This is a genomic window from Tenacibaculum pelagium, from assembly GCF_014062345.1.
Classification (GTDB): Bacteria; Bacteroidota; Bacteroidia; order Flavobacteriales; family Flavobacteriaceae; genus Polaribacter; species Polaribacter pelagius.
The window spans coordinates 185,965-199,132 of record NZ_JACGLS010000003.1 but is presented as its reverse complement, the minus strand read 5'-3'; the positions used below and the strand labels follow the sequence as shown (position 1 = coordinate 199,132).

Here is a 13,168-nt window from a genome sequence, read left to right as displayed (position 1 = left end):
ATAATACCACAAATAAAAATTTTAACTTTTTATTTGACTGAAAATAAAGTCGTTAAATATTTCACTATTATTTAAAAACTCAGATTGTATCGAAATATAATACAGATTTTCAATTTTACCACTTAAACGCATAAAATCTTTTTCTGTTGTTAAAACAATTGATTTTGACGATGAAAGCTCTTGTTTTGTTTTAACCACTTTATCAATATCATCTTTTGTAAAGTTATGATGATCAGGATAGTTTAAGTGTTTATACTTAATTTCTTTAGCATCTAAATAATTAAGTAATGGCTTCGGGTTTGCAATACCTGTAACCAACAAAACTTCTTTGTTTTTTAGTTCAGAAATAGAAAGCTTACTCTCTCCTTTTAAATCCTCATTATAAGAAATCGTAGTAAAAAACACTTGCTGATTTTTCGCTGGCTTTATCTTTTTAAGAATATTCTTCTGATCTAGTTCTGATAAATCTTCAGGGCATTTTGTTACAATAATTACATCGGCTCTCTTCGCTCCTCTTCTATCCTCTCTTAAATTACCCGTTGGCAACATAAAATCATCAGAATATAGATCGTTGTATTTTGTTAGCAGAATATACGTACTTGCTTTTACTTTTCTATGCTGAAACGCATCATCTAATAAAACTACTTCTGCTGGATTTTTACTTTTTAATAATTGTTGAATCCCATTCGTTCTATTTGCATCAACTGCAACCGTAATCTTATTCCTAAACTTTTTATAAAACTGAAGTGGTTCATCACCAACATCAATAGCCTGATGGTTGTCGTTTACAATTTGAAATCCTTTTGTTTTACGCTTATACCCTCTACTTAAAACAGCAATCGAATAATCATCTTGTAGTAAACGTATCAAATATTCTATTTGAGGAGATTTTCCAGTACCTCCAACACTTAAGTTTCCAACGGCTATTACAGGAATATCAAAAGAAGTAGATTTTAAAATTCCGATATCGAAAAACCAATTACGAATCGTCGTAATTACATCATATAAAACTGCAAACGGAAATAATAAAAATCGAAGTAACTTCATTATATCAAAAGTAATAAAAATCTTAACTTTGATTCAAGATATTTTACACTATGCAAATAAAAGACGTTACAAGTTACATTGAGCAATTAGCTCCACTATCATATGCGGAAGATTTTGACAATGTTGGTTTATTAATAGGAAACTACAATACCGAAGTAAATGGAGTTTTAGTTACGCTTGATACTTTAGAAGAAACTGTAGATGAAGCTATTGCTAAAAATTGTAATTTAATTATAAGCTTCCACCCTATTGTATTTGGCGGATTGAAAAAAATTAACGGCAGTAATTATGTTGAACGTGTGGTTTTAAAAGCCATTCAAAACAATATTGCCATTTACGCAACACATACAGCTTTAGACAATGTTAACAATGGTGTTTCGGCTAAAATGTGTGAAGTTTTAGGTTTGCAAAATTGTAAAACATTAATTCCTAAAAAAGGAATTATAAAAAAGCTAACCACCTATGTTCCTTTTGCGGAAGCTAATAATTTAAGAAATAAACTTTTTGAAGCTGGAGCAGGAAATATTGGAAATTATGAAAACTGCTCATTTAATGTAGAAGGCAAAGGAAGTTTTAAAGGGAATGAAGATTCTAACCCTGTGGTTGGACAAAAAGGGGAATTACGCTTTGAAGAGGAAACTTGTATTTCGGTTACTTTTAATAGTTTTTTAGAAGGTAAAATATTAAATGCCCTGTTTAAAAACCATCCATATGAAGAAGTTGCTTACGAAATTATTACGTTAGACAACAGTAATCAAAATGTAGGTATGGGAATGATTGGTGAGCTTCCATCAGAAATGAACGAAAAAGACTTTTTACAATTTGTAAAAAAGACTTTTAAGACTGATTGTGTGCGCCATTCAGAACTACTAAATAAATCAATAAAAAAAGTGGCTGTTTTAGGAGGTTCTGGTAGCTTTGCTATTAAAAATGCCATACGTGCAAAAGCTGATGCCTATATAAGTGCGGATTTTAAATATCATGAGTTTTTTAAAGCTGAAAAAAGAATATTATTGGCAGATGTAGGACATTATGAAAGCGAGCAGTTTACAAAAAACCTTTTGGTTGATTATCTTAGTAAAAAATTTAGTACTTTTGCCATTATTTTAAGCGAAAAAAGCACAAATCCAATACACTATATATAACAGATGGCAAAAAAAGAAGTAACGGTAGAAGAAAAGTTAAGAGCGTTATACGATTTACAATTAATCGATTCTAGAATTGACGAGATTAGAAACGTGCGTGGTGAATTACCTTTAGAAGTAGAAGATTTAGAAGATGAAGTTGCCGGATTAAATACTAGACTTTCTAATTTAGGAGAGGATGTTAGTAATTTAGATACTGATATTAATAATAAGAAATTAGCTATTGAAGAATCTAAAACTTTAATTGCTAAGTACGAGGAGCAACAAAAAAATGTTCGTAACAATCGTGAGTTTGATTCTTTAACAAAAGAAGTTGAATACCAAGAATTAGAGATTCAATTATCTGAAAAAAGAATTAAAGAATACAAGGCTAAAATAGCTCAGAAAAATGAAGTTATTGATGCAACTAAAGAAAAATTAGCTCAGCAAGAAAACCACTTAACTCACAAGAAAAACGAGTTAGATGCAATTTTAAAAGAAACTGAGAAAGAAGAGCAATTATTAAAAGAAAAGTCTATTGAATTTTCAAAATCTATCGACGAGCACTTATTAAATGCTTACACAAGAATTCGTACTAAAGTAAGAAACGGATTAGCAGTTGTTGCTATTGAGCGTGGAGCTGCAGGAGGTTCTTTCTTTACAATTCCACCACAGGTACAATTAGAGATTGCAAATCGTAAGAAGATTACAATTGATGAGCACAGTGGTCGTATTTTAGTAGATGCTGCTTTAGCACAAGAAGAAAAAGATAAAATTGACAGCTTATTTGCTTAATATTTTTCTAACATATATAAAAAGCTCTCGATATCGAGAGCTTTTTTTATTATCTTTATTAAAAATAACGCATGAAACTAAAATCTTTCTCCAAAGAGCTACCTAATAGTTTTAAATATTTTAATTTTCTCGTTCTTCTACCTATTTTAATATGGCCTTTGATATTCTTTATGAGTATTTTTATTTTTGATGCTCCAAGTAGTAATTCTGAGATAAAAAACTATATCTTATTTTTTGGAATGAACTCTTACCCATTAATTCTATTATTAATTGCCGAAATTAATGCTAGAGTTTTTATAAAATTAAAATACGCAGCTTATATACTTCCTCTATCTTCTATAATTTTGATGTTTATTGGTTATTTAAATATTTTTGGTACAGATGAAAATTATCAATCTGAATTTTTGTCTGAATTAGAAAAGAAAAAGGAAAAAGGTTACATTGGCTTTTGCGATTCATACAGAATTAAAAATGACAGCGTTTTTTATAAAGACTTCTACTTAAAAAAGGCTAATTACAAAACATTTTTTTATTTAGATTGTAGCTTAGCAAAAGATAACAACTTTGTTTTTTTTGGAAGTGATATAATCAAAGATTGTGACCCTAATACTTTCCAGATCATTAATGAATTATGGGCTAAAGATGAGCGTAATTTTTTTTACGAAAACAAGGTTTTCGACGGTATTGATTACAATACGTTTAAAGTTTTAGAAGCAAATTACTCTAAGGATAAAAACAATGTATATTATCATAGAGAAATTATAAAAGATGCTGACCCTGACAGTTTTATAATTGACCCCACAACAGAAATTGCTTCAGACAAAATCAATCATTACAAGCAAGGCAAAAAAAAGAGAAAAAATCAATAAAGTTTCTGAACAGTAAATAACTTTTAAACATTTACTTCTCTAATACTTGAAATTCCCTTAGTAATAACAAGCATAAGGGAAGAAAAAACAATAAGCCTCCTGACATTATATAATCAAGAGGCTTATTTTGTCGTTTATTAAATTTTATTAATGATCTAATTTCTTTACATATTCTAGTTTCGCTTGCCAAACATCTAATTGGTCTTTAAACTCTTGAATTCCTTTACGTACGTTCTGTACTAGAGGATTATCTGCTGTTGCGTTAGAAATAAAACTTAAGTTATTTTCTAATTGTTGCATTTCACGAACAGTTTCGTCTATTCTTTTGCGGATAAAATATTGTTCTCCATCTAACTTTCTATAGTCTTCTTGCGCTAAATAAGTATCCACAACATTTTTAAACTTCATCATTTCAATGTCTGCTCTACTCATGTTTAATCCACCTAAATGAGCATCAATTGCTTTGTTAAATTTCTCATCTAAATGACGTGCATTTCTAGGTAAAGATCCTAATTCTCTCCACTTTAAAATAGCCTCTTTAACATTATCTAAAGTAAAACTTTCGCTAGCTTTAATTTGCTCGATGTATTCTTTCTTCGCTTCAACAACAGCTAATTGCTCTTTATTTTGCTCGTTTTTCTGAGCATGTAATCTATCAAAATAAAAATTACAAGCATTTTTAAAACGCTTCCAGATATCATCAGAAAATTTTCTTGGCACGTGTCCTATTTTCTTCCAATCAGCCTGAATACGCTTCATGGTATTGGTAGCCTCGTTCCAATCATCGCTATCTTTAATACTTTCTGCCAACTCAACCAATGCCATTTTCTTTTTTAAGTTGTCATTCTGAGCACTTTTTTCAAACTTATAAAAAGTATTTTTAGCAGTATTAAATTTTTTGGTAGCTGCTTTAAATTGTTGCCACACCGATTCGCTTTTACTATATGGAAGCTTACCAATATCGAAATATTTTTTTCGCATTGCTTCTATAGCTACAATACTTTTTTGCCAATCGTTATGTGTTTTATTATTAGATGTATCGTACGCATTAATTTCTGCAACAACTTCTAATTTAGCATCAATCATATCTTGATACTTCGATTTTAATTCTTTAAAATACTGGTGACGCTTGTCGTGTATTTTTTTAGTTGCTTCACTAAATTTTCCCCAAACTTCTTCTCTATGATCTTTACCTACAGGACCAATTTCTTCTTTCCACATACGGTGCAATTCCTGTAAATCTTTAAATGCTGCATTAACATCTGCTACTTCATTTAAAGCTTCTGCTCTAGAAATTAACTTTAATTTCTCTTCTAAATTATGTTTAAAATCTAGTTCTCTAAAATCTTTATTTAAATGTAATAAATCGTAGAAACGCTCAACATGGTGGTGGTAAATTTTCCAGGTATCATTGTATTTTGTTTTTGGAACCGCCCCAATAGATTTCCATCGCTTTTGTATTGCTTGAAAATCGTTATACATTGTTTTAGGATCCGCATTTGTAATTAACGACTTTAACTCATCAATTAAATTATTACGTTTCTCTAAATTATCTTTTAATTGACTTTCTAACTGAGAATAATACGCATCTCGCTTAGATTTATATTCTCCTAATAACTTATTGTATTCTGATTTTACTGGGCTAGAAAATTGAAAATCGATTGAATTACCTCCATCTGCTAAAAAAGCTGCTTTTTTCTCTGCTAACAACGCACCAAATTTTGTATTAAAAGCACTTTTAAGTGCTTCTACATTTGACTTTAATTGTTGAACAGGATGTCCTTTTAACAACTTGCTTAATTCATCAACCAAACTATCCAACTCCATTGAAGCGTAGTCAAGCATTTTTATTTCATGCTTCTCTTCAGCTTTTTCAGCTTCATTTGCTACTTCATTCTCAACTTCATTTACAGCACTTTCTATTTCTGAATTTGCTACTGTATTCTCCTCAACTATAGGTTGTTCTACTTTTTCCTCGTTATTTTCTAACATATATACAATGTTTAAGTTCCAATTAATTTAGATTATAAAGATACGGATTCTTATAAAATACCAAAGTTTATTTTAGGGCAATAATCTCTTTTATTCATTCCAAATTTCCCAAGCTTTTTCGGCTTGTTGCTCTAACATTTCTAATCCGTTTTTTATACTTGCCCCTTTTTCTTTTCCTTTTCTTAAAAAAGTGGTTTCAGATGGGTTGTATATCAAATCGTATAACAAATGATTTTCTGTTAAAAATTCATACGGAATATCCGGGCAACTATCAATATTTGGATGAGTACCTAACGGTGTGCAGTTAATTATTAAATGATGAGAAGCTATACTTTTTTGAGTTAGTTCTTTGTATGATATTTGTTTTTTACCTTCTGGATTTCTCGAAACAAATTTATATTTGATTTCTAATTTATCAAGCACGAATGCTACTGCTTTAGATGCTCCTCCTGTTCCTAAAATCAGCGCCTTTTTATGGTTGCTTTTTAATAAGGGCTTTAATGATCTTTTAAAACCATAAACATCGGTATTAAAACCTTTCAATCGTCCTTTTTTAGTAATCTTTATTGTATTAACAGCTCCAACTTTTAGGGCTTTCTTATCAATCTTATCTAAATAATTAAACACCTCTAGCTTATAAGGAATTGTAACATTTAATCCTTTTAACGACTTCTTATTTTCTTTTATTTTTTGAGGAAGCTCTTTAATATCCTGAATATCTAAATTGATATACTCATGAGTATTAAAATTTAGCTCTTTAAATTTATTCGTAAAATATCCTTTAGAAAACGAGTAAGAAATATTTCTACCCACTAAAGCAAAAAGCGCTTTATTTTTTTCTTTTCCCATAAAAATCAATAATTAAAATTAAAGCGATACCGGAGCATATAAATCCTATTGAAATCCATGTTTCGGTTGAAGAAAAATCTGGAATATAACGTTGATAATTTTCTACAACTTTATTTCCGTTTTGATCCAATAAAAAATTAGTCCCTTCTGTTTTATAAATTGTTTTTTTCCAAGGCCAAACTATTCCTAAAGATCCTGTAATAAAACCAATAATAACAGCCGTAACTATTTGATGCCATCTTTTTAAAACATATCCTAACACATGAGATATTGATACTAAACCAAAAGCTGACCCTGCTGTAAAAACGCCTATGATTTTCAGGTAACGTACTTTAGTTTGATCTTTCAATACTTCGAAGTCTCCTGAAAACAAACTTTTTATTACGCTACCAAAAACATTTACACTATCAACTAAAAGCAACACATAATTACCCAATAAAATCAAAATAAAAGAACCTGAAAGCCCAGGTAAAGTCATTCCAGAAACACCAATAATTCCACAAATAAAAACAAACCAAAGATTATCGTTTTCTTTAGCAGGAGTCATAAAACTAATAGCAATCCCTATAGAAGCTCCAATAATTAAAGCGAGTATGTTTTTAAGTTTCCAATCCCCGAAATCCTTAGAGATATAATAAATCGAACCGATTATCATTCCGAAAAACCACGCCCAAACATATAGCTCGTAATTCTTTAAAAAATAATCTAAAATTAATGAAACACTAAAATAACTAAACATGCTTCCTAGCATTACAAATGCTAAAAAGGATAGATTGGTATATTCAACAAAACTTTTAAATCGTCCGTTAAAAAGTAACTTAAACGCTTTGAGATTTATTTTTTGAAATGTGTAAATAAGTTCTTCGTAAAACCCCATTACAAAAGCAACCATACCTCCAGAAACTCCGGGTACTTTGTTTGCTCCTCCCATAGCCAACCCTTTTAAAAAAAGATTTACTTTTTGTAATAGTGTACGTTGCTTATACATACTGTTTCATTAGAAGACTAAGGTACTTATTTCTAGTGTTTCTTAACAGCTAATTTTTCTAATAATAAAATTAAACTGAATCCAACAATTGCTAATAAACTTGCATACAATAATTGTGAGTCTCCATTAAAATTTTGAGGCAGAATACTTTTTTCTAAAAGTGGTTTTACGACACCATGCCTATCAGTATACGTTGAAATTACACTTTTCCAAGGCCATACTTTATTCAATGACCCAATCATAAGACCAGTTAATGCAATCAACATTTCATTCTTGTAATTAGTAAATAACCATTTTAATAGTTTAGAGAATGTTGTTAATCCAATTATAACTCCTACTGCAATTGCTGAAATCACCTTCACGTCTCTATCAGATATTGCAGTCATTACCAATGGGTAAATTCCAATCAACAATAATATATAAGAACCTGAAATACCTGGTAATATCATTGCGCAAGATGCTATTGCCCCAGAAAAAACTAAAAACAAATAACTAACCTCTTGAGTGTTAACAGATGGAATAACTGTAATTAAGTATCCTAAAACAGCTGTTAAAACACCTATACCAATACTTAACACACTCCACTCTTTTACCTGTTTTACTATATAAATAATACTAGCTAATACTAAACCAAAAAAGAAAGCCCATAGTAAAATTGGCTTATACTCTAGTAGCCATTTAATCATTTTCGCTAACGAAACAATACTTATAAATATTCCAACAAAAAGAGAGGCTAAAAAATTACCGTTTAATTGTTTCCAAGCAGCTTTAAACCCGTCTTTTTTAAGCGTTTTAAAAAGATCTAAATTTATATTGCTAATTGAACCCAATAACTCTTCATAAATTCCTGAAATAAATGCTATTGTTCCTCCTGAAACTCCAGGAACAACATCTGCAGCTCCCATCGCAATTCCTTTTAACATTACTACTAAGTAATCTTTATTAGTTCTATTCATATAAGTTTGGTTATTCTTTCTTTTCTTCTTTAGTTTTAAACTTAATTAAATTGTTCTTTTTAGGCTTTAAAGTATCTTTTTTAACCTCTTTTTTCTTTTTCTTCTTCAGTCCAATTTTTTTACCTAGCTCAGATAAATTATTAAAGTTTACCTGATACGATATACCAACTCCTTGTGTGTATCCTTCTTCTTCTGTTGAATTCTGAATTTCATTTTGACGGTTAAAAACATTTGCTCTTAAATTTCCTTCTTCATTCAACAACACCTCAACTTTTACTTCACCTACCACACTAGTTTGTGTATTTGCTCCTACTGGAACTCCCACTTTTCCGTTTACTAAAACTCGATCTCCAAACTGGGTTGAAAAGGAAACATCTACCTGATCATCAGAATTTAAATCATCAACGTTACTTCTATCACCTTGTACATACCCTAATCCTAATTGAAATTTATTTCCTTTAGAGTTTAACATATTGGTTAAGATACTAGAAGCAATTTGAGATGCCGTTCCTGTTAATCCTGAAGCAGCACTATTACCGATAGTCTCTTGGTTATAAAAAGTACCAAATGCTAATAAAAATGAGAAATGCTGCATTTTAGTATTCAAATCATTTCCGTTTAAAATAAACTCTAACTCAGATGCTACAGTTGAGTTTGCATTAGGTATTTTAATATCAAATTCTTGCTTTGAATCGAATAAGCTTCCTGTAATTTTTGTATATAAATCTATAGGAATTTTACGATTAGAATTGATATTATCTAATAATTGTGCAGGATTTGCTTTTGTTCTATATATCGCTGTTAAATCTAACTCGGCATTATAAGGATCTCCATCCCAAGATATAGTTCCTCCTTTTTGTACTATAAATGGTTTCGTTATACCAGCATATTTAAAATTGTACAATCCGTTATCAATCTTAAAATTACCATACATATTAAACTTACCAAGCGTATTTATGTCAATTCTTAAATTACCTTCTCCACTACCTTTTAATTCACTTCCAGAAACTTTATCTATTACCACTTGAGCAACTGCATCTTTAGTAACATCTAAATTAATCTCTAGCTCTAAGCCTTTAATATCTTTAGTTTTTTTATTCTTTTCTTCATTTTCAGACTTTCCTGTTTTAAAACGAATTAATTTATAATTATCAATCGTTTTTACATCACTAAGAGGAATAACGAATTTGGTTCCTCTATTAGTTTTTCCATTTAAACGAATGAAAAGATTACTTGTTTGTCCAGTTATTTTTGCGATACCATCTAAAAATCCTGTGCCATAATATTGTACCTCTTCTTCTTCTTGTGTATCTAACACTAGTAAATTATTCGTATTAATTTTAAGATTTAAAAACCAGTCTTTAAAATTTTGATGTGCTATACTTCCTGACAAATTTCCTCTAGTTAAATATTTTGTATCTTCTAATACAATATTATTTAATTGAAATTCATTACGATTTAAAACAACACTTGTGTTTCCTTTTAAATTAAAATCAACGTTTAAATAAGGAAAAGTTAAACCAGCGTCTTCAAAATTTAAAACTCCTTGAAAATCAGGATTACTCAAAAAGCCTTTGGCTGTAAAATTACCCGTAACTTTTCCCCTAAGTTTATTTAAAACTTCTTCTCCTAACGGACTAAATGCTGCAATTTCATATTCTTTTAAAAAGACATCTAAATCAACAGTAGGTCTATCTTTTGAAAAATCAACTCCACCAACAGCCGAAATATTTTTAGCTCTATCGTTTGCTAAAGAAAGATTTACTTTAAACTTTTCGTATGAGTTATCTCCAGATACATTTAAAGCTAAATCACCTTGAGGTAAATCGTTTATTTTAAAGTTTTCGATTAATAAATTTCCTTTCGGAGCAAACCTTTTTCCTTCCTGTTTAAAATCAACAATTCCGTTTAAATTTCCGTTCAATTTTAAACTATCTACAGGCGGTAAAAAACTCGCTAATTTTACGTTCTCAAAATTAGCTTGTACATCTTTGTAAGTGCTATCTCTAACAATTCCTTTAAATCCTATTTTTTGATTTCCTGACTTGAATTCAAACGGACTTATCTCAAAATTATCTTCTTTTAAATTAAAAGAAACTTTATTATTTAAATCGCTTTTTGGATTGATGACCCAATCAAATCCTTTATAGTTAAAAGTTGATTTCTGTATCCCTACAACAGATTTTTGTAATTCGTTTATCGTATAGAAAAAATCGAGATCATAAGTTTCTGTATAATTCTTTCCTCCTTTAAAAACCGATTTAAAAAACAATGTATCATTTTTTGTACGGTTTAGTAAATTCAGTTTTTCAATATTATAATATTTTGTATTAATCTTACCTGCTGTTAAGTGGGTATTATAGAGTGGGTTTTTATTATCTAATCTCAGCACCATATTCTCAATAACATTCTTATACGCATCAATTTCAGGAGATGAGAATGTTAACTTAACAGAATTCTTATCTGAATTTATTCGTCCTTTTAATTTTGTGTTCTTTCCTATAGAAACTTCTGGTAAAAACACATCGATTATTTGATTGTAAATTGTAAAATCGAAATCTAAAAACTGATTAGGAGCTACCTTATGCGGTTGATAATTAGTATAAACACTACCCAAGGCATTTTGAGTAATTGGTATCAACTCATCAAAAGAAAACTTACCTTTTAATTGCCCTTTTACAATATCTTCAGAATCTACATTAATTGTTTTAATACTATCTTTTACAGATGAGTTTACCTCGAATCTTTTAAAGGCGTAGCTCTGCTTTTGATTTTTATATATTAAGTTTTTAAATGTTGCTTTACCAACGATATCATCAAAAGTATTTCCTGAGATATTTAAGTTTACATTTCCTTTTAACTCCGCAATACTATCACGAGTAAATAGATTAGTCTTTTTTAAATCTATTCGGTCGATATTGGCAACGAAATCAAACTTATTTATGGCTGATGAAAAATCTGCTAACCCTTCAAATTTCAATTTAAAATTGTCATCCTTAGCACTCAATAAACCATCAAATTTTTTGTTTTGAAACTGCCCATTTACATTTAACTCTTTATACTCATATTTATTAAATGTTAAGCTACTTACCTTACCAATAATTGTTGTGTTGATATTATCTACATTAAAACCGCTACCGTTTACATCAGCTTTTAATGAGATTTTTCCTAAAATAGGATCGTTGGTAAATACGCCTAAATCAAAATCTTTAAACTCTACTTCACCGATATAAGTAGCTTCATCAATATTATCGATATTGGTAAGTTGAAGGTCGGAAATTGTAGTTCCTATTTCTGAATCAACAGACAGCGTTGCATCCATTTGCTCAGGTGTAACTTTTACAATTCCTTGCATTGTAAAATTCCCTAATCGCTGAAATTCTGAAGGCAAACTTTTACCTAGTAGATTAGGTAACACACTTTTTAATTGTTGGTAATTGGCTGTTACGTTATCTAAGTCAGCATCAAAAACAAATCCTCTACTGGTTTTTATCGCATTAACAAATCCCATATCACCAATAATTCTCATTCCTCTTTTAGAATGTAATCTTATATCATTAGCACTAAAGTTATTTAGTACTCCGTTAATATTTCCAGTAAAATACAATACATCATTACCACTTAGTTCGCTATATAACTTGCTTAAATCTTTAACTGCGAGAGCACTCTTTACAAACTTCGCTTTAATCTTAACTTTATCATTAAAATTGGCTAAATCTTTACGGTTATATGTAAGCTTTATATCACCAATTATTTTAGATTTATTATCTGTTTCGAGCGTTGTTTTCTCAAAAAGCATTTGCTTTAGTGTGTAAGAGAAATCAGTAGATAAATTAGATACATTTACTCCCCTATTTTCAGTAAAGTGCATCCCTCTAATTTTCAGGGATACATCAGGACCAATAATTGAAAAATCATTCAGCTCTCCACCTGCCTTATAAGCCGCAAATTGAAGTGGGTCTTTTTTATTTTCGTCTAACAACTTAAAAGTTAAATCATCTAATGAAATCTTATCACTTCGTAAAATAAACGGATTAGATAAGCTATCTCTTGGTTTACCATCTTCAAAACTATCTATGAAGATTGACATATTATCGTTTTTTTCGCCTTTATATGTTTTCATATAAAAATGAATTCCTGACAAAGAAGCTTCTCCTAAATCAACTCTGTTTTCAATAACTCTTTTAGCATTTAAAAGCGAAGTACTTAAGTTTTTTACAAAAATAAGTGTGTCTTTATGGTGATCTCTAATTTCAATCTCTTTAAGTTGCAAAATACCTAACCACGATAGGTCAACTTTTTTAACAACAATATTAGTATTAAACTCTTTATTAAGTAAAGTTGTTGCTTTCTTCGCTATTCTAGTTTGAACAGCTGGTAGTGAAAGTAAAATAAAAAGCAAGAGTAAAAAAAGTAGTATATACTTTACAATTCTCCATATTATTTTACCTGTTTTTTTGATACTATTCCCCTTTATAAACTAACTAACAAATGTAATCAGCAAACTGCAAAAATGCTGCCTTATTTTAAAGAAATGTCAATTTTAAC

General features: G+C 29.7%; 9 protein-coding genes. 3 read left to right on the top strand and 6 right to left on the bottom strand.

Going from position 1 to position 13,168, the window contains the following annotated elements; translation table 11 throughout:
- Positions 1-21: 21 nt before the first annotated feature.
- Positions 22-1,047 (bottom strand): tetraacyldisaccharide 4'-kinase, encoded by a 1,026-nt coding sequence (lpxK, locus tag H3Z83_RS07985; protein WP_182124953.1) that lies wholly within the window; start codon positions 1,045-1,047, stop codon positions 22-24.
- A 50-nt stretch (positions 1,048-1,097) separates the two neighbouring features.
- Between lpxK and H3Z83_RS07980 the strand changes: the two genes are divergently transcribed.
- From H3Z83_RS07980 to H3Z83_RS07970, 3 genes are all read left to right on the top strand, one after another.
- Positions 1,098-2,192, top strand: a complete 1,095-nt coding sequence (locus tag H3Z83_RS07980) for a Nif3-like dinuclear metal center hexameric protein (protein ID WP_182124952.1) — start codon at positions 1,098-1,100, stop codon at positions 2,190-2,192.
- Between the two features lie 3 nt (positions 2,193-2,195).
- Positions 2,196-2,966, top strand: a complete 771-nt coding sequence (locus H3Z83_RS07975) for a zinc ribbon domain-containing protein (RefSeq protein WP_182124951.1) — start codon at positions 2,196-2,198, stop codon at positions 2,964-2,966.
- Between the two features lie 170 nt (positions 2,967-3,136).
- Complete coding sequence (locus H3Z83_RS07970; RefSeq protein WP_182124950.1) at positions 3,137-3,835, top strand: DKNYY domain-containing protein; 699 nt, start codon at positions 3,137-3,139, stop codon at positions 3,833-3,835.
- Between the two features lie 147 nt (positions 3,836-3,982).
- Here the strand turns inward: H3Z83_RS07970 and H3Z83_RS07965 are convergent, their stop codons facing one another.
- From H3Z83_RS07965 to H3Z83_RS07945, 5 genes are all read right to left on the bottom strand, one after another.
- Positions 3,983-5,827, bottom strand: a complete 1,845-nt coding sequence (locus H3Z83_RS07965) for a DUF349 domain-containing protein (protein WP_182124949.1) — start codon at positions 5,825-5,827, stop codon at positions 3,983-3,985.
- A gap of 90 nt (positions 5,828-5,917) precedes the next feature.
- On the bottom strand, positions 5,918-6,676 hold the full coding sequence (locus H3Z83_RS07960) for a shikimate dehydrogenase family protein (protein ID WP_182124948.1): 759 nt from the start codon (positions 6,674-6,676) through the stop codon (positions 5,918-5,920).
- Positions 6,657-7,664: a DUF368 domain-containing protein gene (locus tag H3Z83_RS07955; protein ID WP_182124947.1), complete on the bottom strand. Its 1,008-nt coding sequence runs from the start codon at positions 7,662-7,664 to the stop codon at positions 6,657-6,659. The genes H3Z83_RS07960 and H3Z83_RS07955 overlap by 20 nt, the downstream gene beginning before the upstream one ends.
- A 32-nt stretch (positions 7,665-7,696) precedes the next feature.
- The gene (locus H3Z83_RS07950; protein ID WP_182124946.1) at positions 7,697-8,620 is read right to left on the bottom strand and encodes a DUF368 domain-containing protein; all 924 of its coding nucleotides are present in this window, start codon (positions 8,618-8,620) and stop codon (positions 7,697-7,699) included.
- 10 nt (positions 8,621-8,630) lie between these two features.
- Entirely contained in the window at positions 8,631-13,022 is a 4,392-nt protein-coding gene (locus tag H3Z83_RS07945; protein ID WP_182124945.1) for a translocation/assembly module TamB domain-containing protein, read from the bottom strand.
- Between the last annotated feature and the right edge of the window lie 146 nt (positions 13,023-13,168).